At 72.1% G+C, this 21980-nt stretch carries 15 protein-coding genes and 6 pseudogenes; 18 read left to right on the forward strand and 3 right to left on the reverse strand.

Annotated features, from left to right (window positions below; translation table 11 throughout):
- Window positions 1-32 precede the first annotated feature (32 nt).
- The 10 genes and pseudogenes from pheS (at window position 33) to ACQ86M_RS02290 (ending at window position 11483) form a co-directional block, all read left to right on the forward strand.
- On the forward strand, window positions 33-1073 hold the full coding sequence (gene pheS / locus ACQ86M_RS02245) for a phenylalanine--tRNA ligase subunit alpha (RefSeq protein ID WP_431220535.1): 1041 nt from the start codon (window positions 33-35) through the stop codon (window positions 1071-1073).
- A pseudogene (gene pheT, locus ACQ86M_RS02250) lies at window positions 1073-3612 on the forward strand (phenylalanine--tRNA ligase subunit beta). The gene pheS and the pseudogene pheT overlap by 1 nt, the downstream one beginning before the upstream one ends.
- 321 nt (window positions 3613-3933) lie before the next feature.
- Window positions 3934-4983: an N-acetyl-gamma-glutamyl-phosphate reductase gene (gene argC / locus ACQ86M_RS02255; protein ID WP_431246893.1), complete on the forward strand. Its 1050-nt coding sequence runs from the start codon at window positions 3934-3936 to the stop codon at window positions 4981-4983.
- Window positions 4980-6133: pseudogene (gene argJ / locus ACQ86M_RS02260) on the forward strand (bifunctional glutamate N-acetyltransferase/amino-acid acetyltransferase ArgJ). Before argC ends, argJ begins: the two are co-directional and overlap by 4 nt.
- Window positions 6134-6144: 11 nt before the next feature.
- Complete coding sequence (gene argB, locus ACQ86M_RS02265; protein ID WP_431246894.1) at window positions 6145-7077, forward strand: acetylglutamate kinase; 933 nt, start codon at window positions 6145-6147, stop codon at window positions 7075-7077.
- On the forward strand, window positions 7074-8309 hold the full coding sequence (locus ACQ86M_RS02270) for an acetylornithine transaminase (protein ID WP_431246895.1): 1236 nt from the start codon (window positions 7074-7076) through the stop codon (window positions 8307-8309). The genes argB and ACQ86M_RS02270 overlap by 4 nt, the downstream gene beginning before the upstream one ends.
- Window positions 8310-8349: 40 nt before the next feature.
- Window positions 8350-9287: pseudogene (gene argF / locus ACQ86M_RS02275) on the forward strand (ornithine carbamoyltransferase).
- Window positions 9284-10731: pseudogene (gene argH / locus ACQ86M_RS02280) on the forward strand (argininosuccinate lyase). Before argF ends, argH begins: the two co-directional pseudogenes overlap by 4 nt.
- Window positions 10731-10853 carry a hypothetical protein gene (locus ACQ86M_RS02285; RefSeq protein WP_431220541.1) on the forward strand — a complete coding sequence of 41 codons (123 nt, stop codon included), beginning with the start codon at window positions 10731-10733 and terminating at the stop codon, window positions 10851-10853. The pseudogene argH and the gene ACQ86M_RS02285 overlap by 1 nt, the downstream one beginning before the upstream one ends.
- Window position 10854: 1 nt before the next feature.
- Window positions 10855-11483, forward strand: a pseudogene (locus tag ACQ86M_RS02290) (DNA-3-methyladenine glycosylase).
- A gap of 55 nt (window positions 11484-11538) precedes the next feature.
- Here the strand turns inward: ACQ86M_RS02290 and ACQ86M_RS02295 are convergent.
- Window positions 11539-12144: a hypothetical protein gene (locus ACQ86M_RS02295; protein ID WP_431246896.1), complete on the reverse strand. Its 606-nt coding sequence runs from the start codon at window positions 12142-12144 to the stop codon at window positions 11539-11541.
- Window positions 12141-12770: a DNA-binding protein gene (locus ACQ86M_RS02300; protein WP_431246897.1), complete on the reverse strand. Its 630-nt coding sequence runs from the start codon at window positions 12768-12770 to the stop codon at window positions 12141-12143. Before ACQ86M_RS02300 ends, ACQ86M_RS02295 begins: the two co-directional genes overlap by 4 nt.
- A 132-nt stretch (window positions 12771-12902) precedes the next feature.
- On the opposite strand from ACQ86M_RS02300, the pseudogene tyrS reads away from it, so the two are divergent.
- From tyrS to xerD, 8 genes and pseudogenes are all read left to right on the forward strand, one after another.
- Window positions 12903-14220: pseudogene (gene tyrS, locus ACQ86M_RS02305) on the forward strand (tyrosine--tRNA ligase).
- 22 nt (window positions 14221-14242) lie between these two features.
- The gene (locus ACQ86M_RS02310; RefSeq protein ID WP_431246898.1) at window positions 14243-14401 is read left to right on the forward strand and encodes a hypothetical protein; all 159 of its coding nucleotides are present in this window, start codon (window positions 14243-14245) and stop codon (window positions 14399-14401) included.
- Entirely contained in the window at window positions 14388-15188 is an 801-nt protein-coding gene (locus ACQ86M_RS02315) for a TlyA family RNA methyltransferase (protein ID WP_431246899.1), read from the forward strand. The genes ACQ86M_RS02310 and ACQ86M_RS02315 overlap by 14 nt, the downstream gene beginning before the upstream one ends.
- 97 nt (window positions 15189-15285) lie before the next feature.
- Complete coding sequence (locus ACQ86M_RS02320; protein ID WP_431221401.1) at window positions 15286-16203, forward strand: NAD kinase; 918 nt, start codon at window positions 15286-15288, stop codon at window positions 16201-16203.
- Window positions 16196-17938: a DNA repair protein RecN gene (recN, locus tag ACQ86M_RS02325; RefSeq protein WP_431246900.1), complete on the forward strand. Its 1743-nt coding sequence runs from the start codon at window positions 16196-16198 to the stop codon at window positions 17936-17938. Before ACQ86M_RS02320 ends, recN begins: the two co-directional genes overlap by 8 nt.
- A gap of 59 nt (window positions 17939-17997) precedes the next feature.
- Window positions 17998-19743 (forward strand): CTP synthase, encoded by a 1746-nt coding sequence (locus ACQ86M_RS02330; protein WP_431247841.1) that lies wholly within the window; start codon window positions 17998-18000, stop codon window positions 19741-19743.
- On the forward strand, window positions 19743-20396 hold the full coding sequence (locus ACQ86M_RS02335) for an NUDIX domain-containing protein (protein ID WP_431246901.1): 654 nt from the start codon (window positions 19743-19745) through the stop codon (window positions 20394-20396). Before ACQ86M_RS02330 ends, ACQ86M_RS02335 begins: the two co-directional genes overlap by 1 nt.
- Entirely contained in the window at window positions 20393-21298 is a 906-nt protein-coding gene (gene xerD, locus ACQ86M_RS02340; protein WP_431246902.1) for a site-specific tyrosine recombinase XerD, read from the forward strand. Before ACQ86M_RS02335 ends, xerD begins: the two co-directional genes overlap by 4 nt.
- A gap of 129 nt (window positions 21299-21427) precedes the next feature.
- On the opposite strand, the gene ACQ86M_RS02345 is transcribed toward xerD, so the two are convergent.
- Complete coding sequence (locus tag ACQ86M_RS02345) at window positions 21428-21946, reverse strand: GNAT family N-acetyltransferase (protein WP_431247842.1); 519 nt, start codon at window positions 21944-21946, stop codon at window positions 21428-21430.
- Window positions 21947-21980 lie beyond the last annotated feature (34 nt).

Raw genomic sequence — 21980 nt, forward strand, 5'->3', positions numbered from 1 at the left:
CGCGGCGTGCGCGCCGACTAGACTTGGTGACCGTGTCAGATACCACGGAGATCACCGAATCCGCGGTCGAGGCGGCGGTCGGCGCGGCTCTCGCCGCGATCGATGCGGCGCGCGACTCGGCGGCGCTGAAGACGGTCCGCCATGACCACGCGGCGGAGGGTTCGCCGCTCGCCCGGCTCAACGCGAGCATCCGTTCGCTGCCCGGCGACCAGAAGGCCGCGGCCGGCAAGCTGGTCGGTGGTGCGCGTGCGCGCGTGACCCAGGCGTTCGCGGCCAAGGAGGCCGAGATCGCGGCGGCGGAGGAGGCGGCGCAGCTCGCCGCCGAGACGGTCGACGTCACCGCGCTGCCGTCGCGCTGGACGCCCGGCGCCCGTCACCCGCTCAGCCTGCTGCAGGAGCGCATCGCCGACATCTTCGTCGGCATGGGCTGGGAGGTTGCAGAGGGCCCAGAGCTCGAGAGCGAGTGGTACAACTTCGACGCCCTCAACTTCGACGCCGACCACCCGGCACGTGCGATGCAGGACACCTTCTTCGTCGAGCCGACCGACTCCCACCTGGTGCTGCGTACGCACACTTCGCCGGTGCAGCTGCGCGCCCTGCTGGGCGACGAGCTGCCGGTGTACCGCATCGCGCCCGGCCGCGTGTTCCGCACCGACGAGTTCGACGCAACGCACCTCCCCGTCTTCACGCAGACCGAGGGCATCGCCGTCGACAAGGGCCTCACCATGGCCCACCTCCGCGGCACCCTCGATCACTTCGTGAAGACGCTGTTCGGCGACGAGGCACGGGTGCGCCTGCGCCCCAACTACTTCCCGTTCACCGAGCCGAGCGCCGAGCTCGACCTCTGGCACCCCACCTTCTCGGGCGGCGCCCGCTGGATCGAGTGGGGCGGCTGCGGAATGGTGAACCCCAACGTCCTGCGTTCCGCCGGGATCGACCCCGACGTCTACTCGGGCTTCGCCTTCGGGATGGGCGTGGAGCGCGCCCTCATGTTCCGCAACGACGTCAAGGACATGCGCGACATGGCCGAGGGCGATGTCCGGTTCTCCCAGCAGTTCGGAATGGTGGTCTGATGCGCGTCCCCCTGAGTTGGCTCGGCGAGTTCGTCGACCTGGAACCCGGCACGACGCCCGAGGAGGTGCACGCCGCCCTCGTGTCCGTCGGTCTCGAGGAGGAGGACATCCACACCTTCGACCTCGCCGGTCCGATCGTCGTCGGTCAGGTGCTCGAGTTCGTCGAGGAGCCGCAGAGCAACGGCAAGACCATCCGCTGGTGCCAGGTGCGCGTCGCGCCCGAAGGTGCGACGGCGGCCGACGGCGGAGCGGATGTGCGCGGCATCGTCTGCGGCGCCCGCAACTTCTTCGAGGGCGACAAGGTCGTGGTGACCCTTCCGGGCGCCGTGCTGCCCGGGCCGTTCCCGATCGCAGCCCGCAAGACGTACGGGCACATCTCCGACGGCATGATCGCGTCGGCGCGCGAGCTCGGTCTCGGCGAGGATCACGACGGCATCCTGCGGTTGACGACGCTCGGGCTCGACCCCGAGGTCGGCACCGACGCGGTCGCGCTGCTCGGGCTCGACGATGCGGCCGTCGAGGTCAACGTCACGCCCGACCGGGGCTACGCCTTCTCGATCCGCGGCATCGCCCGCGAGTACTCGCACGCGACCGGCGCTGCCTTCCGCGATCCCGCCGACGCCGTGCCGGTGACCGCCGAGCACGCGAGCGGGTTCAGCGTCGCCGTCGACGACCAGGCGCCCATCCGCGGCCGCGTCGGCGCGAGCGTGTTCGTCACGCGCGTCGTCCGCGACGTCGACGGCAGCCGCCCGACGCCCGCGTGGATGATCGCACGCCTCAAGCTCGCCGGCATCCGCTCGATCTCGCTCATCGTCGACATCACGAACTACGTGATGCTCGAACTCGGCCAGCCCATCCACGGCTACGACCTCGACAAGCTCTCGGGCGGCATCGTCGTCCGGCGCGCGACGCCGGGCGAGAAGCTGGTCACCCTCGACGACCAGACCCGAGCGCTCGACCCCGAAGACCTCGTCATCTCCGACGATTCCGGAGCGATCGGCCTCGCCGGCGTCATGGGCGGCGCGTCCACCGAGATCGGCTCGGGCACCCGCAACGTGCTCATCGAGGCGGCGAACTTCGACCCCGTGTCGATCGCACGCACCGCGCGCCGGCACAAGCTGCCGAGCGAGGCCTCCAAGCGCTTCGAGCGCGGCGTCGACCCCCAGGTCGCCGTGGCCGCCGCTGCGCGGGTGGTCCAGCTGCTGGAGCAGCTCGCGGGCGGGCACGCCGACGGGCTCGGTTCGCTGCTCGACGCGTCGGAGACCGCCGAGGCGATCCACCTGCCCGACGGCTACATCGCCTCCCTGGTCGGGGTCGACTTCACCGAGGACGAGGTCCGCGGCGCCCTCGCCGAGATCGGCGGCGCGGTGACGGAGACCCAGGGCGGCCTGCTCGTCGCTCCGCCGACCTGGCGTCCCGACCTCCGCGACAAGTCCGACCTGGCAGAGGAAGTGGCCCGCATCGTCGGCTACGACCGCATCCCGTCCGTCCTCCCTGTGGCTCCCCCGGACGCGGTCTCACCCGGGAGCAGCGGCTGCGCCGCGCGGCGGCCCAGATCCTCGCCGACAACGGCGCCACCGAGGTGCTCTCGTTCCCGTTCGTGAACGAGGCGCAGAACGACCTCTTCGGTCAGGCCGAGGCCGCCGCCCACGTGCCCGCCGTGCGCCTGGCGAACCCGCTCGACGCGACGGCGCCGTACCTGCGTGCCTCCCTGCTCCCCGGCCTGGTGGACGCGGCCAAGCGCAACCTCGCGCGCGGCCTCGTCGACCTCCGTCTCTACGAGGTCGGCACGGTGTTCCGTCCGGCGGAGGGGTCGATCGGCAGCGAGACGCTCCCGCCCGGCGCGGCCCTTCCCGGCGCCGAGGTGCTCGCGGGGCTGAACGCCGGCATCCCGGCCCAGCCGAGGCACCTCGCGGGCCTCGTGGTCGGTGACACCGTCGGCAAGCAGCCCGGGCTGGCCGCCGCTGCGGCAGGCCTGGTGGACGCGCTCGACATGGTGCGCCAGACGGCCGCCGCGGTGGGCGTCACCGTCGACCTGGAGCAGTCCGCCCACCAGGCGATGCACCCGGGCCGCACCGCCCGCCTGCTCGCGCGCACGGCCGACGGATCCGGCGTGCCGGTCGGCTACGCGGGCGAACTGCTCCCCGCGCTCGCGCACGACCTCGACCTCCCGCGGATCGTCGCGGTGTTCGAGCTCGACCTCGACGCACTCATCGGCATCGCGCCCGCCGAGATCGTCGCGGGCGTGATCGCCGGCTTCCCGGCCGCGACGCAGGACCTCTCGCTCGTCGTGGGCGCCGACGTCCCCGCGGGGGAGGTGCTCCGCGCGGTCCGCGAGGGCGCCGGCCCCCTGCTCGAAGAGATCCGTCTCGTCGACGATTACCGGGGCTCGGGCCTTCCCGAGGGCCACAAGAGCCTGACGTTCGCGCTCCGCTTCCGGGCCGACGACCGCACCCTCACCGCGGCCGAGGCGAGCGAGGCCAAGCTGGCCGGCTCCGCGCGCGCTGGCGAGCTGTTCGGCGCGACGATCCGCGAGTAGCCCGGGCCGCCCCTCCGCTTGTCGTCCGTCCGCCGTCGTTCGTATCATGCGCCGCTGCTCGCCCGCAGCGCACGTTACGAACGGCGGCGGACGCACGTGGGCCCGGATTTGGCGGCGGCCGGGGCGGGCGCGCTAGGGTTGTCCCATGCTTTCCGTCCGGTGCACCGACCAGTCGCGTGCGGCGTTCGCCGCCCGCGCCCTGCGCCGACGCCTGCGCGACCGCCGAAGCTAGGCGGCGTTCCGGGCGGTCCTCGCAGTGTGGATCGACGTGGGCGCCGCCGTCGCCGAGACTCCCGTCGTCCACACGAATAAGGAACAAGCATGACTTTCTCGGTCGCCGTCGCAGGCGCATCCGGATACGCGGGCGGTGAACTGCTGCGGATCCTCGCCGGGCACCCCGACTTCGAGATCCGCACCGTCACCGCGCACCAGAACGCGGGTCACCCGCTGATCGCGCACCAGCCGCACCTGCGCTCGCTCGCGCATCTCACTCTGCAGGAGACGTCGGCGGCGAACCTCGCCGGGCACGACGTCGTCTTCCTCGCCCTGCCGCACGGCGCCTCGGGCGAGATCGCGGCGCAGTTGCCGGACGAGACGGTCGTCGTCGACTGCGGCGCCGACCACCGGCTGGAGGACGCCGCCGACTGGGCCGCGTTCTACGGCGGCGAGCACCACGGCGCCTGGGCGTACGGCGTGCCGGAGCTGCCGCTCGCCGGCGGCGACGTCAAGCAGCGCAGCGAACTCATCGGGGCCCGCCGCATCGCGGCCCCTGGCTGCAACGCGAGCGCCGTCTCCCTGGCGCTCGCCCCGGGCATCCACGCGGGGCTCATCGACGCCGACGACATCGTCGCCGTCCTCGCCGTCGGCCCGTCGGGCGCCGGCAAGTCGCTCAAGACGATGTACCTGGCGAGCGAGATCCTCGGTTCGGCCAACCCGTACGGGGTCGGCGGGACGCACCGCCACATCCCCGAGATCCAGCAGAACCTGCGCAAGACGGGCGCGACGGCGCCCACCGTCTCGTTCACGCCGGTGCTCGTGCCGATGGCTCGAGGCATCCTGGCCACCTCCACCGCCAAGGTGAGGCCCGGGGTGACCGCCGAGCAGGTGCAGGCCGCCTGGGAGGCCGCCTACGCCGACGAGCCCTTCGTGCACGTGCTGCCCGCGGGAACGCTGCCGCGCACGGCCGACGTGCTCGGCGCCAACACCGTGCTGATCGGCGTCGCGCTCGACGCGGCGGCCGGCCGCGTCGTGACGGTGCTCGCGCTCGACAACCTCTACAAGGGGACGGCCGGGGCGGCGATCCAGTCGGTCAACATCGCCCTCGGCCTGGATGAGACGGCCGGCCTGGCCGTGAACGGAGTCGCCCCATGAGTGTCACCTCTGCAGCCGGGTTCGCCGCCGCGGGCGTCGTCGCCGGGCTCAAGTCCAGCGGCAACCGCGACCTGGCCCTCGTGCAGAACCGCGGCCCGCTCAACGCCGCGGCCGCCGTGTTCACCACCAACCGCTGCAAGGCGAACCCGGTGCTGTGGAGCGAGCAGGTCATCCACGACGGTGTCGTCTCCGCCATCGTGCTCAACTCCGGCGGGGCCAACTGCTACACCGGCGCGCAGGGTTTCCAGACGACGCACGCCACCGCCGAGGCCGTCGCCGAGCAGCTGGGCGTGTCCGCGGGGATGTGCTCGTGTGCTCGACCGGTCTGATCGGCGAGCAGCTGCCCGTCGACAAGCTCGTGAGCGGGGTCGCCTCCGCCGCCGCGGCGCTCGCGACCGACGCCGGTCGGGGCGCCGCCGAGGCGATCATGACGACCGACACGCGCCCGAAGCAGTCCGAGTACCGGTCGCCTGACGGCTGGACGGTCGGCGGCATGGCCAAGGGCGCCGGGATGCTCGCGCCGGGCCTCGCCACCATGCTGGTCGTCATCACGACGGATGCGCAGCTCACCTCCGAGCAGCTCGACCGGGCTCTGCGCTCGGCGACGCGGGTCACGTTCGACCGCCTCGACTCCGACGGCTGCATGTCCACCAACGACACCGTGGCCCTGCTCGGGTCCGGCGCGAGCGGCGTCGAGCCGGACGAGGCCGACTTCGCCCGTGCGCTCACCGGCGTGTGCCGCGATCTGGCGGAGCAGCTGCAGGCCGACGCCGAGGGGGCCTCGCACGATGTGGCGATCGAGGTCGTCAACGCCGCGACCGAGGGCGACGCCGTGGAGGTGGGCCGCGCCGTCTCACGCAGCAACCTCTTCAAGGCCGCGATCTTCGGCAACGACCCCAACTGGGGCCGGGTGCTGGCGGCGGTCGGCACGACGGACGCCGCGTTCGACCCGTACGGCATCGATGTCGCCATCAACGGGGTGCAGGTGTGCACGGCGGGCGAGCCGGACCAGCCGCGCGACCTCGTCGACCTCACGCCGCGCAACGTCCACGTGCTGATCGACCTGCACGCGGGCGACGAGACCGCGACCATCCTGACCAACGACCTCACCCACGACTACGTGCACGAGAACAGCGCGTACGCCAGCTGATGACGGCAGACATGAGGGAACAGCTGACCGAACAGGCCGCCGACGAGGCCGCCGAACAGGCCGCCGATCACCGGGCGGCCGCGGCGAAGGCCGCGACGCTCATCGAGTCGCTGCCCTGGCTGAAGACGTTCCACGACCGGATCATCGTGGTGAAGTTCGGCGGCAACGCCATGGTCAGCGAAGAACTGCAGCGCACCTTCGCCGAGGACATGGTGTACCTCCGGTACGCCGGCATCCGCCCGGTGGTGGTGCACGGCGGCGGCCCGCAGATCTCTGCGATGCTCGACCGACTGGGCATCGCGTCGGAGTTCCGCGGCGGCTACCGGGTGACCACCCCCGAGGCGATGGATGTGGTGCGCATGGTGCTCACCGGGCAGATCAACCGCGACATCGTCGGCAATATCAACAAGCACGGTCCGCTCGCGGCGGGCATCTCCGGCGAGGACGCCGGGCTCTTCCAGGGCCGTCGGCGCGCGGCCGTGATCGACGGCGAGGAGGTCGACCTCGGCCTCGTCGGCGACGTGGTGGCCGTGGACCCGGAGGCGGTGCTCGCGCAGCTTGCGGCGGGCCGCATCCCCGTCGTGTCGTCGATCGCACCCGACATCGACGACGCCGGTCAGGCGCTCAACGTGAACGCGGATGCCGCCGCGGCTGCCCTCGCCGTCGCGTTGGGCGCGTCCAAGCTGGTCATCCTCACGGACGTGGCCGGGCTGTACAGCGACTGGCCGAACCGCGACTCGCTGCTGTCGGAGATCGGCGCAGACGACCTGCGCGCGCTGCTGCCGTCGCTCGAGTCGGGCATGATCCCCAAGATGTCGGCCTGCCTGGATGCGGTCGACGGGGGAGTGGCGAAGGCGGCGATCATCGACGGACGGGTGCCGCACTCGATTCTGCTCGAGGTGTTCACGCAGTCCGGGATCGGGACGGAGGTGGTGCCCGCGTGAACGAGGCGCTGGAGAACACGCAGACCGGGACGGATCCGGAACGCTGGCGGGAGGGCGCCTGGCGTGCGCCGTTCACCGAGGCCATCATGCGGACCCTCGCGACGCCCAAGCTGATGCTGGTCCGTGGGGAGGGCGCCCGCGTGTGGGACGTCGACGGCAACGAGTACCTCGACTTCCTGGCGGGCATCGCCGTGAACGCCCTCGGGCACGCGCATCCTGCCCTCGTCGCGGCGGTGAGCAGGCAGGTCGCGACGCTCGCCCACGTCTCGAACTACTTCTCGACCCCGCCGCAGCTGGAGCTCGCCGAGCGTCTGCGCACCATCACCGGGGCGGGGGAGCGCGGCCGTGTCCTGTTCGGCAATTCGGGCGCAGAGGCGAACGAGGCGGCGTTCAAGCTCGCGCGGCTCAACCGCGGCCCGCACGGGCGCCGCACCCGCGTGCTCGCGCTGCACAACGCGTTCCACGGCCGCACCATGGGATCCCTCGCGCTCACCGGGAAGCCGCCGATGCGCGAGGCGTTCGAACCGCTGCCCGGCGGCGTCGTGCACATCGACTCCACCATCGAGGCGCTCGAGGCGGCCATCGACGACCGGGTCGCGGCGCTGTTCCTGGAGCCGATCAAGGGCGAGGCGGGCGTGCTCGACCTTCCCTCGGGATTCATGAAGCGGGCCCGGGAGCTGACGGAGCAGCACGGCGCGCTGCTGATCGTGGACGAGATCCAGACCGGAGTCGGACGCACGGGCGAGTGGTTCGCGTACCAGCACGACGGCATCCTCCCGGACGCCGTGACGGTCGCCAAGGGCATGGCCGGCGGCGTGCCGATCGGCGCGCTGGTCACCTTCGGCTGGGCGTCCGACCTGTTCACCCAGGGGCAGCACGGCTCGACGTTCGGCGGCAACCCGCTCGCCACGGCGGCGGGCAACGCGGTGCTGGCCGAGATCGAGCGCTCCGATCTGGTCGGCAACGCCGCCCGCCGGGGCGAGGAGCTCAAGCGGATCATCCGCTCGTACGACTCCCCGCTGATCGGCGAGGTGCGTGGCCACGGCCTGCTGATCGGCATCGGGCTGACCGAGGGCGAGGCGCACCGCCTCTCCGACGCGGCCCTGAAGCAGGGGCTGATCATCAATGCGCCCAACGAGTCCAGCATCCGCCTGGCGCCCCCGCTGATCATCGGCGACGCCGAGCTCGCCGACTTCCGCGAGCGCTTCGGCCGCGCCCTCGACACCGTCTGACCTCCGACCGCATCCCGAGCACCATGAAAGGGCGGGCAGCATGACCCGGCACTTCCTCCGCGACGACGACCTCTCGCCCGCCGAACAGGCCGAGGTGCTGCAGCTCGCCGCCGACCTCAAGGCCGACCGGTTCTCGGCGAAGCCCTCGCGGGCCCGCAGACCGTCGCGGTCATCTTCGACAAGACGTCCACCCGCACGCGCGTCTCGTTCGCCGTCGGGATCGCCGACCTGGGCGGCTCGCCGCTGATCATCCAGAGCGGCGAGAGCCAGCTCGGCGGCAAGGAGTCGCTGGCCGACACCGCCCGCGTGCTGGAGCGGATGGTCGCGGCGATCGTCTGGCGCACCTACGCCCAGAAGGGGCTGGAGGAGATGGCCGAGGGCACCCGGGTGCCGGTGGTGAATGCGCTGTCGGACGACTTCCACCCCTGCCAGATCCTCGCCGACCTGCTCACCGTGCGCGAGCACAAGGGCCGCACCGAGGGCCTGACCATGAGCTACTTCGGCGACGGCGCCAACAACATGGCGCACTCGTACCTGCTGGGCGGCGCGACCGCCGGCATGCACGTGCGCATCGCGGCCCCCGCCGCGTACGCCCCCGACGAGCGGTTCGTCGCCGACGCCCGCGCCATCGCGGAGCGGACCGGCGGCTCGGTCACGGTCACCACCGACCCGGCGGAGGCCGCGGCCGGCGCCGACGTGATGGTCACCGACACCTGGGTGTCGATGGGCAAGGAGGACGAGAAGGCGGAGCGGGTCGCCGTCTTCGGCGACTACACCGTCGACACGCGCCTGATGGGCCTCGCCGCCGCGGACGCGATCTTCCTGCACTGCCTGCCTGCCTATCGCGGCTACGAGGTCAGCGCGGACGTTCTGGACGGCCCGCAGTCGGTCATCTGGGACGAGGCCGAGAACCGCCTGCACGCGCAGAAGGCGCTGCTCGCCTGGTTGCTCGCGAAGAACGAGGAGGCGGGCGCATGACCGCGAACACCGGCGGAAAGACGGGCGAGGGCTCGCTCTGGGGCGGCCGGTTCGCCGGAGGACCGTCGCCCGCGCTGGCGGCGCTCAGCAAGTCCACGCACTTCGACTGGGAACTCGCCGCCTACGACATCGCCGGCTCCCGCGCCCACGCCCGGGCGCTCGCCGCGGCCGGCTACCTGACCGCGGACGAGCTCGACGGGATGCTGTCGGCGCTCGACGCGCTCGACGCGGATGTCGCCTCCGGCGCGTTCGTCGCGGCCGAGACGGACGAGGACGTGCACGGCGCCCTGGAGCGCGGACTGATCGAGCGGGCGGGCGCGGAGCTCGGCGGCAAGCTGCGCGCCGGCCGCAGCCGCAACGACCAGATCGCCACGCTCATCCGGCTGTACCTCCGCGACCACGCCGGGGTGATCGCCGAGCAGCTCATCGCCCTCGTCGACGCCATCGCGTCGCAGGCGGGCGCGCATCCCACCGCCGTGATGCCGGGACGCACGCACCTGCAGCACGCCCAGCCGGTGCTGCTCGCGCACCACCTGCTCGCGCACTGCTGGCCCCTGGTCCGCGACCTGGAACGCCTGGCCGACTGGGACAAGCGCGCCAACGTGTCGCCCTACGGTTCGGGAGCGCTCGCCGGGTCGACGCTCGGCCTCGATCCGCTCCTGGTCGCCCGCGAGCTCGGCTTCGCGCGCAGCTCCGAGAACTCGATCGACGGGACGGCGGCCCGGGATGTGGTGGCCGAGTTCGCCTTCGTCGCCGCCCAGATCGGGGTCGACCTCTCCCGCTTCGCCGAGGAGATCATCCTCTGGAACACGCGGGAGTTCGGCTTCGTCACGCTGGACGACGGCTACTCGACCGGATCGTCGATCATGCCGCAGAAGAAGAACCCCGACATCGCCGAGCTCGCGCGCGGTAAGGCGGGGCGGCTGATCGGCAACGCCACGGGCCTCCTCACCACGCTGAAGGGCCTGCCGCTCGCGTACAACCGCGACCTGCAGGAGGACAAGGAGCCGGTGTTCGATTCGGTGCGCACGCTCGAACTGGTGCTGCCGGCGTTCACCGGGATGGTCGCGACGCTCCGCTTCCACACCGAGCGGATGGCGGAGCTCGCCCCGCAGGGCTTCTCGCTGGCGACGGATGTGGCGGAGTGGCTGGTCAAGCAGCACGTCCCGTTCCGCACGGCGCACGAACTCAGCGGCGCCCTGGTGCGTGTGGCGGAGGAGAACGGCGTGGAACTGCACGAGGTCTCCGACGAGCAGCTCGCCGCCATCTCCCCCTCCTCACGCCGGAGGTGCGCTCGGTGCTGTCCGTCGAGGGGTCGGTCGCCAGCCGCGACGGTGTCGGCGGGACGGCCCCGGACCGCGTCGCGGAGCAGCTCGCGGCCCTCACCGATCACGTGCGCAAGGCCGCCCTCGGCCTGCACGCATCGCGACGGGACCTCGTCTGATGGCGCGCTTCGAGCCGGAGCGGAAACGGCCCTGGATCATCCCGGTCGTCGTCGCCGTGGCCGTCGCCGTGGTCGTAATCGGCCTCATCGTGACCGTGGCTCTGGGCGGCCGGATCTTCTGACGTGAGCCTGTACCGACCCGCGCGCGACGAGTTCCTGGCGTCCTCGCTGGAGGTCGCACCGCGGCTGCTCGGGGCCGTGCTGCGGCACGACTCCCCGGAGGGTCTGGTCGCGCTGCGGATCACCGAGGTGGAGGCGTACATCGGAGACGGCCTCGACCCCGGGTCGCACGCCTTCCGCGGCCGCACCAAGCGCAATGCGGTCATGTACGGGCCACCCGGGCACGTCTACACGTACTTCACGTACGGGATGCACGTCTGTGCCAACATCGTCTGCTCGCCGGAGGGGAGGCGTCCGCCGTGCTGCTGCGCGGAGCCGAGGTCGTCGAGGGCGAGGAGCTCGCCGAGCAGCGGCGCGTCGGAACGAGCGGCCGCCGCATCCCGCACCGCGACCTCGCCCGCGGCCCGGCCCGGCTCGTGGTCGCCGCGGGGATGAGCCTCGCCGACGACGGGTCGGACCTGTTCGCGCCGCCGTTCGACCTCGAGCTGCCGGCTCAGCAGGCCGAGTACGTGACCGGCCCGCGCACGGGCGTCTCGGGCGCCGGCGGCGGCCTGGCGTTCCCGTGGCGCTACTGGCTGCCGGGCGATCCGACGGTCTCGCCGTACAAGCGGCACCCGAAGTCCGGCGACTGACGCGAACGCACCGACGTACCGGTGCGCGACGCCGGTGCGCGACCCGACGAGCGGCTCAGCCCGCGACGATGCGGTAGACGCCCGCGCAGGCGCACGCCCAGATGATGCTGGTGAGCGTGCCGATGATGAACCGCTCGCGCGCCTCCGCCTCCTCCAGCTCGGTGAAGCGCCCGACGCCCTTGATCGCGATGAGCACGGCGAGGCCTTCGGGGAATCCGGCCATGATCGTGCCGGCAGCGGCGAGGCGCTCCAGGATGCCGATGGCGGTCCCACCGCGCAGCACTTCGCGGGTGGTGGGCTCGCCCGACGGGGTGACGGCGGCCACGAAGATGCCGCCGTGCGGGCTCGGCACGGTCGTGCTGCGCGTCGCCAGGGTGAGGGCGAGCTGTGATGCCGGCCAGCCGCCGAGCACGGCGAGTGCCAGCGCGACGATGCCGATGAGCACGCGATAGGGGAGCGGGGCGTGGTGCGCCGGCACGAGCACGACGATGACCGCCAGGGCGAGCAGCCCGACCGCGCAGTACACGAGCGGGCGCCGCGGCGTGCGCAGCGTCGCGACGATGCAGCCGAGGGAGGCCAGCAGCAGGAGCAGCGCCGAGGCCCAGAGGGCGTGCGGGACGAGCTGACTCAGCAGTACCGGCGCCGGCGGCCAGGTGATCATGCGTCCTCCTCCGAGCCGGCGGCTCCGGTCTGGGCGGCGTCGGCGCGTTCCAACAGCCTAGCGAGGGCCGGGATCGCGGCGAGCTCGGCCCGCAGGTCCGCGGCGCGGGCCCGGTCGCTGACCGACTGCGGGGTGATGCCCAATCGTGCGCCCGCCTCCGCCTGGGTCAGCCCCGAGGCGAGGAGGTCGTAGAGCTCCCACCCGGCCGCGGTGCGCCGCTCCCTCAGGGTGAGCAGGAGGGCGAGCAGCGCCTCCGCATCCGTCGCGGGCTCGGGCTCCAGCAGCGCTTCGACGGCGAGCCGCGACGGGTTGCGCTTGGCGCGGGTGACCGCGGCGCGGGCGGCCACGAAGGCGTCGCCCGTCGCCTCCCGGGTCTGGTCGGGCAGCGGCCGCCGCACGCTGCCGATCCCGACGCCGACGCTCCAGGCGGCCTCCCGGGTGAGGGAGAGGACGAGGTCGAGGGCGGTCGCCGCGTCCGCCGTCAGCACCTGGAGCTCGTCGCCGGCGTTGCGGTCGGGAGGGAGGGCGAGCCGGGAGCCGTAGCGGTCGTGGATGGAGGCGAGCGCGGGTGTGACGATGTCGTCACGGTGCCGGCTGTCGACCTGATCCGCGGTGATGACGAACATCCCTTTCCTCCCATCAGGGCCCTGGGCCTGATTCCTACAATATCAGGTCTGCCGCCCTGATACGAGCCAAATCAGGCCTAGAGCCCTGATCGCCACCGGGGCGCCTCCCCTCGCCGCTGCTACTCTGAACGGGTGTCCGAAACCGCCACCGCACGCGCGCAGAGCCTGACCGCGCAGACCAACGACGCGTCCTTCGACGACGTCTGGGACGAGCTGAAATGGCGCGGCCTCATCCACGTCTCGACGGATGAAACCGCCCTCAAGGAGCTCCTGGCCGGCGAGCCGATCACGTATTACTGCGGGTTCGACCCCACCGCGGCCAGCCTCCACCTCGGCCATCTCGTACAGCTGCTGACCCTGCGCCGACTGCAGCTCGCCGGACACAAGCCGCTCGGCCTGGTCGGGGGTCGACTGGTCTCATCGGCGACCCGCGCCCAACCGCGGAGCGGACGCTGAACACGCGCGAGACCGTCGCCGGGTGGGTCCGATCGCTCCAGGAGCAGGTCTCGAAGTACCTGTCCTTCGAGGGGAGAACGCCGCGCGCCTTGTCAACAACCTCGACTGGACCGCACCGCTCTCGGCCATCGACTTTCTCCGCGAGATCGGCAAGCACTTCCGCGTCGGCACCATGCTGAAGAAGGATGCGGTCGCCGCGCGACTCAACTCGGACGAGGGCATCTCGTACACCGAGTTCAGCTATCAGATCCTGCAGGGGCTCGACTTCCTCGAGCTCTACCGGCAGTACGGCTGCGTGCTGCAGACCGGCGGCAGCGACCAGTGGGGCAACCTGACCAGCGGCACCGAGCTCATCCGCAAGGTCGAGGGCGCGCACGTCCACGCGATCGGGACGCCGCTGATCACCAACAGCGACGGCACCAAGTTCGGCAAGAGCGAGGGCAACGCCATCTGGATCGATGCGGCGATGACCAGCCCGTACGCGTTCTACCAGTTCTGGCTCAACACCGATGACGCCGATGTGATCGAGCGCCTGAAGATCTTCACGTTCCTCACCCGGGACCAGATCGCCGAGTACGCCCAGAAGGTGGCCGACGAGCCGTTCCGGCGCGAGGCGCAGCGCAGGCTCGCCTATGACGTGACGGCTCTGGTGCACGGCGAGGCGGCGACGGAGGCGGTGATCGCCGCATCCCAGGCCCTGTTCGGCCAGGGCGAGCTGGCGGAGCTCGACGCGGCGACCCTCGAGGCCGCGCTGCGGGAGCTGCCGAACACCACGACCACGGAGCCGTCGGCCACCGTCGCCCAGGTGCTCGTCGACACCGGGCTGACGTCGAGCCTGGGGGAGGCGCGCCGCGCCGTCGCCCAGGGCGGTGTCTACGTCAACAACGCGAAGGTCGAGGACGCCGAGCAGCTCATCGGCGCCGAAGTGCTCCCCGGCGACATGGTGGTGCTGCGACGCGGCAAGAAGACGCTCGCGGGTGTCTTCGTCGCCTGACGCGCTGACGTACGGTGGGACCATGTCGGATGAATCGCAGGGCCCAGGCGAGGAGGCACTCGTCGCCCGCCTCGACGTGATCGAGGAGCAGCCGCTCGCCGCGCGCGCGGACGCGTACGCCCAGCTGCACGAGCAGCTCCGCCGCACCCTGGAGGGCGACGACGAGCATGGCCGGGGCTGAGCGCCGCCTCGACGTGGCGCTGGCCGAGCTGGGGCTTGCCCGCTCGCGGTCGCACGCGGCGGCCCTGATCGCGGAGGGCCTCGTCACGGTGGATGGGCGCCCCGCGGTGCGTGCATCCCTCAAGGTGTCCGAGTCGCAGGACGTCCGGGTCGCCGGCGCCGACCACTACGTGAGCCGCGGCGCGCACAAGCTGATCGCCGCGCTGGATGAGTTCGGGGTCGACCCGGCGGGCCGCGTCGCTCTGGACGCGGGAGCATCCACCGGCGGTTTCAGCCAGGTGCTGCTGGAGCGCGGCGCGGCGCGGGTGATCGCGGTCGACGTCGGCCACGGGCAGCTGTCGCCTGCGCTCGCCGGGGAGCAGCGGCTGGAGTCGTACGAGGGCGTCAACGTCCGCTCGCTGTCGGCCGAGGCGCTCGCCGGGCTGACGGGCGACCAGGTCCGGCCGGATCTCGTCGTCGGCGACCTGTCGTTCATCTCGCTCACGCAGGTGCTTCCCGCGCTGGTGGCGACGGCGTCGCGCGGCGCGGACTTCGTGCTTCTGATCAAACCGCAGTTCGAGGTGGGCCGGCAGGGCATCCGCGAGGGCGTGGTGCGGGACGCGGGGCTGCGCGCCGGCGCCATCTCGGACGTGCTCTGGGCAGCCCACGACGCGGGACTGGGGACGGCCGGGCTGATCGCGTCGCCCATCGCCGGCGGCCACGGCAACCGCGAGTTCCTCGCCTGGTGCCGGTCGGGTGCTCCGGACCCGTCGGGCCTGCGGGATGAGGTCGTCCGACTTTCGCGCTAGGTGAACGTTCTCCACAAACCCGGCCCCTGGCCTCGTGAAAGTCGAGAAACCAGACAGAATGGGAGGACGGCTTTCGAGAGGAGACGACGTGACACCGATGGGTGCAGCGACGCGGTACATCCTCGTCGTCGCGCACACCGGTCGTGAAGACTCCCTCGAGGCGGGTGTCCGGGCCGCCCGGCAGCTGCTCGACGCGGGTGTCGTCCCGGTGCTCAGCGCCGACGAGCGGAGGGACCTGCTCCAGGCCGATCCCTCCCTCGACGCGGTGGCGGTGCTCGGCGACGACGTCGCCCCGAGCGAGCTGGAGCTGGTGATCGTGCTCGGCGGCGACGGCACCATCCTGCGTGCGGCAGAGCTGGTGCGCGGATGCTCGGCGCCGCTGCTGGGCGTCAACCTCGGCCACGTGGGCTTCCTCGCCGAGAGCGAGCGCGACGACCTCGAGACCGCGATCGCGCGCGGCCTGGCGAAGGACTACGAGGTGGAGGAGCGCATGACGCTCTCCGCCCGGGTGAAGGTGGGCCGGGAGGTCGTCTACGAGAGCTGGGCGCTCAACGAGGCGACGGTCGAGAAGGCCAGCCGCGAGCGGATGCTCGAGGTCGTCATCGAGGTCGACGGCCGCCCGATGTCGAGCTTCGGCTGCGACGGCGTGGTCATGTCGACGCCGACCGGGTCCACGGCGTACTCGTTCTCCGCGGGCGGGCCGGTGGTCTGGCCGGGCGTCGCCGCGCTGCTGCTCGTGCCGCTGAGCGCGCACGCGCTGTTCTCGCGTCCGCTCGTCGTGGACGCCGACTCGTCGCTCGCCGTCGAACTGCTCGACCGGGCGGGCGGGGCGGGCATCCTGTGGTGCGACGGCCGGCGTCCGTTCGATCTGCCGCGCGGCGCCCGCGTCGTGGTGCGGCGGTCGCCCATCCCGGTGCGGCTCGCCCGTCTGCACCCGGGGCCGTTCACCGACCGGCTGGTGCACAAGTTCAACCTTCCCGTCACGGGATGGAGGGGGCCGGCCGGTCGTGACTGACGTGCGCGGAGGCATCGAGGAGATCTCGATCAAAGACCTGGGCGTCATCGCCGACGCCTCCCTCCCGCTCGGGACGGGCTTCACGGCGATCACCGGCGAGACCGGTGCGGGCAAGACCATGGTCGTGTCGGCGCTGGGGCTGCTGCTCGGCGAGCGCGCCGACACGGGTGCCGTGCGCCTCGGCAGCCCGCAGGCGTGGGTCGAGGGACGCTGGCGCGTGCCGTCGTCCGGCGACGTGGTCGAGCGCGTCCGCGACGCCGGGGGAGACGTCGATCCCATCGACAAGCGCGAGGCGGAGCTCGTGCTCAGCCGTTCCGTGTCGGCGGAGGGCCGCTCGCGGGCGGTCGTCGGCGGCCGCAGCGCGCCCATCGCGGTGCTGACCGAGCTGGGGGAGCAGCTGGTCGTGGTGCACGGGCAGTCCGACCAGATCCGCCTCCGTTCCGCCGTCGCTCAGCGCGCGGCGCTCGACCGGTTCGCCGGGCCCGCTTTCGGCGAGGCGCTCGCGACGTACGAGCAGGTGTACCACCGCTGGCGCGACAACCGGGCCGAGCTCGACGAGCTGGTCGCCGACCAGGAGCGACGCGCCCGCGAAGCCGACGACCTCCGCGTCGCGATGGCCGAGATCGAGTCCGTGGCGCCCCAGCCCGGCGAAGACGACCAGCTCGCCGAACGGGCCGAACGCCTCACCAATCTCGAAGACCTGCGCCTGGCGGCCGCCGCCGCCCGCGAACTGCTGAGCGCCGAGGAGTCGGAGGGCGCGGATGCGCTCGGGCTGCTCGACGGCGCCCGCCGCCAGCTCGAGCGGGTCGCGCCGCACGACAGCGCCCTGCAGCCGCTGGCGGAGTCCGTCGCCGAGGCCAACTACCTGATCTCCGACATCGCGGCGCAGCTCTCAACGTATCTCGCCGCCCTCGACGCCGACGGCGCGCTCGAACTGGAGGTCGTGCAGGAGCGCCGCGCCGAGCTGGCGGGGCTCCTCCGCAAGTACGGGCCGACGCTCGACGACGTCATCCGCACGCTCGAGACGGGAAGCCTGCGGCTCCTCGAACTCGACGGCGACGCCGACCGCATCGGCGAGCTGACCCGCGAGGTCGAGGAGGACGCGGCCCTGGTCCGCGAGCTGGCCGCCGGCCTCAGCGCCGAGCGCACCGCGGCCGCCGCGCGGCTCTCCGAGGCCGTGAGCGACGAGCTCTCCGCCCTGGCCATGCCGGACGCCCGCATCGTCGTCGAGGTCACCCAGCGAGCCGTCGACGACCTCAGCTCCTACACCCTGAGTGGATGCGACCAGGTCGCCATCCTGCTGCAGTCGCATCCCGGCGCCGAGCCGCGACCGCTCGGAAAGGGCGCCTCCGGCGGCGAACTCTCGCGCGTGATGCTCGCGATCGAGGTCGTCATCGCGGGCAGCGACCCCGTGCCGACGTTCATCTTCGACGAGGTCGACGCCGGCGTCGGCGGAGCCTCCGCCATCGAGATCGGCCGCCGCCTGGCCCGGCTCGCCGAGTCCGCGCAGGTCATCGTGGTGACGCACCTCGCGCAGGTCGCGGCCTTCGCCACCAACCACCTCACCGTGGTGAAGGGCAGCGACGGCGCGGTCACCGCCTCCAGCGTCCGCCGCCTCGACGGTGACGAGCGGATCGCCGAGATGGCGCGCCTGCTCTCGGGCCTGCCCGACTCCGAGTCGGGCCTCGCGCACGCCCGCGAGCTGGTCGACATGGCGTCCGCGGCGCGCCAGTGAGCGTCCGACACGACGGCGGGCGTCAGAGCGGGCCTCAGCCGGTGATAAGCTACAAGCCCGTGGTGGATTATTCAGACGCGGGCCTTGAAAACGTCAAAAACACAGCCAACGGCACTACCAAGCACATCTTCGTGACAGGTGGTGTCGTTTCTTCGTTGGGCAAGGGCCTGACGGCGGCCTCTCTCGGCAACCTTCTGACGGCGCGCGGACTCCGCGTGGTCATGCAGAAGCTCGACCCTTACCTCAACGTGGACCCGGGCACGATGAACCCGTTCCAGCACGGCGAGGTCTTCGTCACCGACGACGGCGCGGAGACCGACCTCGACATCGGGCACTACGAGCGCTTCCTCGACATCAACCTCGGGCAGTCGGCGAACGTCACCACCGGGCAGATCTACTCCAACGTGATCGCCAAGGAGCGCCGCGGCGAGTACCTCGGCGACACGGTGCAGGTGATCCCGCACATCACCGACGAGATCAAGCGCCGGATGCGGCTACAGGCGCAGCCCGGACCGGACGGCGAGCCCGCGCCCGACGTCATCATCACCGAGATCGGCGGGACGGTCGGCGACATCGAATCGCAGCCGTTCATCGAGTCCGCCCGCCAGGTGCGGCACGAGCTCGGCCGCAAGAACTGCTTCTTCGTGCACGTCTCGCTGGTGCCGTTCATGAACGCCTCCGGCGAGCAGAAGACCAAGCCGACCCAGCACTCCGTCGCCGCCCTCCGCTCCATCGGCATCCAGCCGGACGCGCTCGTGCTCCGCAGCGACCGCCCCGTCTCCGAGAGCAACAAGCGCAAGATCGCGCTGATGTGCGACGTGGACGAGCAGGCCGTCGTGAACGCGGTCGACGTGCCGAGCATCTACGACATCCCCACCATGCTGCACGAGCAGGGGCTCGACGCGTACATCATCGACCAGCTCGGCCTCGACAAGGCAGGCGACGTCGACTGGAACGGCTGGGCCCGGCTGCTGGAGGCGGTGCACGAGCCCAAGCACGAGGTCACCATCGGCCTCGTCGGCAAGTACATCGACCTGCCCGACGCCTACCTCTCGGTCACCGAGGCCCTCCGTGCGGGCGGGTTCGCCCACCGCACCAAGGTGAAGCTGAAGTGGATCGCCTCCGACGAGGCCCAGACGCCGGAGGGCGCCGCGCACCAGCTGAGCGATGTCGACGCGATCTGCGTGCCCGGCGGGTTCGGCGTGCGCGGCATCGAGGGCAAGGTCGGGGCGCTGCGCTTCGCCCGCGAAAACGGCATCCCGGCGCTCGGCCTGTGCCTCGGCCTGCAGTGCATGGTCATCGAGTACGCGCGGCACGGGGCCGGCCTCGAGGGCGCCTCGTCGTCGGAGTTCGACCCGGAGACCGAGTTCCCCGTGATCGCGACCATGGCGGAGCAGGTGGACATCATCGCCGGCGGTGACCTGGGCGGCACCATGCGCCTCGGCCTCTACCCGGCGGCACTCGCCGAGGGGTCGATCGTGTCGGAGCTGTACGGCGCGAGCGAGGCGTCCGAGCGGCACCGCCACCGCTACGAGGTCAACAACAACTACCGCGAGCAGATCGCCGACGCGGGCCTGTGGTTCTCGGGCACGTCGCCGGACGGGCACCTGGTGGAGTACGTCGAGCTCCCGCGCGACGTGCACCCGTTCTACGTGGGCACCCAGGCGCATCCCGAGCTCCGCTCGCGTCCGAACCGCGCTCACCCGCTGTTCGCCGGGCTCGTCGGCGCCGCCCTCGACCGCCAGAAGGCCGCCCTCCTGTTCGAGGTCGCCGAGGCGGACGCCGAGATGGTCGCCGAAGTCTGATGGCCCAGGACGCGATGCGGCAGACCACCGCTACCGAGCTGAACGACCAGCCCTTCCGGCCGGAGATCGTCTCGTCCGAGACGGTGTTCGAGGGCAAGATCTGGAACGTCCGCCGCGACGTCTTCCGCTACAACGGCGACGAGATCACCCGCGAGTACGTCGACCACACGGGCGCCGTCGGCATCCTGGTGATGGATGACGAGGGTCGCGTGCTGCTCATCCGGCAGTACCGCCACCCCGTGCGTCACCGCGACTGGGAGATCCCGGCCGGGCTGCTCGACCAGGACGGCGAGGACCCGTTGACGGCGGCCCAGCGCGAACTCGGCGAGGAGGTCGACCTCGAGGCCGACGAGTGGAACGTGCTGACGGACGTGTTCACCAGCCCCGGCGGCAACGACGAGTCGATCCGCATCTACCTCGCGCGCGGCATCCGCTCCACCGGCTCCGAGTTCGCCCGCGAGGCGGAGGAGGCCGACATCGAGGTGCGCTGGGTGCCCCTCGACGAGGCCGTGGACGCGGTCCTGGAGCACCGGGTGCACAACGCACCGCTGATCATCGCCCTGCTCGCCGCTCGTACCGCGCGGGAGCGGGGCTGGAGCACGCTCGGCGGCCCGAACGAGCCCTGGCCGAGTCACCCCAAGCTGTCGAGATGACCGTCGCGGCCGAGACGCAAGCCTTCCTCAGGCACGTCGCCATCGAGCGCGGCCTCTCGGCCAACACTGTCGCCGCCTACCGCCGCGACCTGAGCGTCTACAGCGACTGGCTGGAGGGCGAGGGCATCGCGGACGTGCGCGCCGTCGCCCCGCAGACGCTGTCGGCGTTCGCCCTGCATCTCGGGACGCGCGCGGAGTCGCCGCTCACCGCATCCTCTCTCGCCCGGATGCTGTCGACGGTGCGCGGCTTCCACCGGTTCCTGCTCGAGGAGGGCCGGGTCGAGGTGGATGCGGCGCGCGACCTGCGGCCGCCCAAGCTCCCGAGCCGGCTGCCGAAGGCGATCTCGGTGGAGCAGGTGTCGGCGCTGCTGGCGGCGACCGACGGCGACGACGTCGCGGCGCTGCGCGACAAGGCGCTGCTCGAGCTCATGTACGCGACCGGCGCGCGCGTGAGCGAGGCCGTCGGCCTCAACGTGGACGACGTGATCGACACCGACGTCGTGCGGCTGACCGGCAAGGGCAGCAAGCAGCGCATCGTGCCGCTCGGGAGCTACGCGCAGGAGGCCGTGTCGGCGTACCTCGTGCGGGCGCGCCCGGTGCTGTCGGCAAAGGGACGGGCGACCCCGGCCCTGTTCCTCGGGGTGCGCGGCGCGCGGCTGTCGCGCCAGAACGTGTGGCTCATCATCCGCGCGGCGGCCGAGAGAGCGAAGCTCGACGTGGAGCTCTCGCCGCACACCCTCCGCCACTCCTTCGCCACGCACCTGCTGGCCGGGGGAGCGGACGTGCGGGTCGTGCAGGAGCTGCTCGGCCATTCGTCCGTCGCGACGACGCAGATCTACACGCTGGTCACGGCGGACACCCTCCGCGACGTGTACGCGACCTCCCACCCGCGCGCCCGCTGACGTCTCCTCCCGTCACAGCGTGCCCCGGCCCGGCCGGCATTCGTAACGAATGGTCGGAATACGCGGCGAATAACCGCCATTCGTGACGAATCTTCGCGTGCTGATGGGCGGCAGGTCAGCGGGCGAGCGTCAGGAGGCGTCCCGGTGACGGCGACGCGGGGCGCGGCGGCGCAGCCAGACGAAGACCGAGCGGCCGTCGCCGCCCGCGCGCCGCGTCGGCGCGAAGCCGAGCTTGGCGAGCACCCCGAACGACGGCGCGTTCCACGTCGCGACGGTCGCCCAGACCGTCGGGAAACCCGAGTCGAACGCCGCGTCCGCCACCGCGGCGGCCGCCTCCGTCGCGTACCCGTGCCCGACGTGGCCGCGCAGCAGCTCGTAGGCGAGCTCCGGCTGGGAGGCGCTGGCCCGGCCGACGACGAGCCCGCAGTAGCCCACGGCCTCGCCGGTCTCCGCGATTTCCACCGTGTAGAGCCCGAACCCGGTCTCGTCGAAGGCGGCGCGCTGCGCATCCAGCCGCTCCCGCTCCTCCTCGAGCGTCCCGGGCTCGCGGCCGAGGGGATGCTCGGCGAGCAGGGCGAGGTTCCACTCGGCGTCGCGTCCGTCGCGCGGGCGCAGACGGAGGCGCGGGGTCTCGAGGGCGGACGGCATCGGCTGCACGCGGCCAGCGTACCGAACCGCCGGG

The sequence above is a fragment of the Leifsonia xyli subsp. cynodontis genome (assembly GCF_050632205.1).
GTDB lineage: Bacteria > Actinomycetota > Actinomycetes > Actinomycetales > Microbacteriaceae > Leifsonia > Leifsonia xyli_D.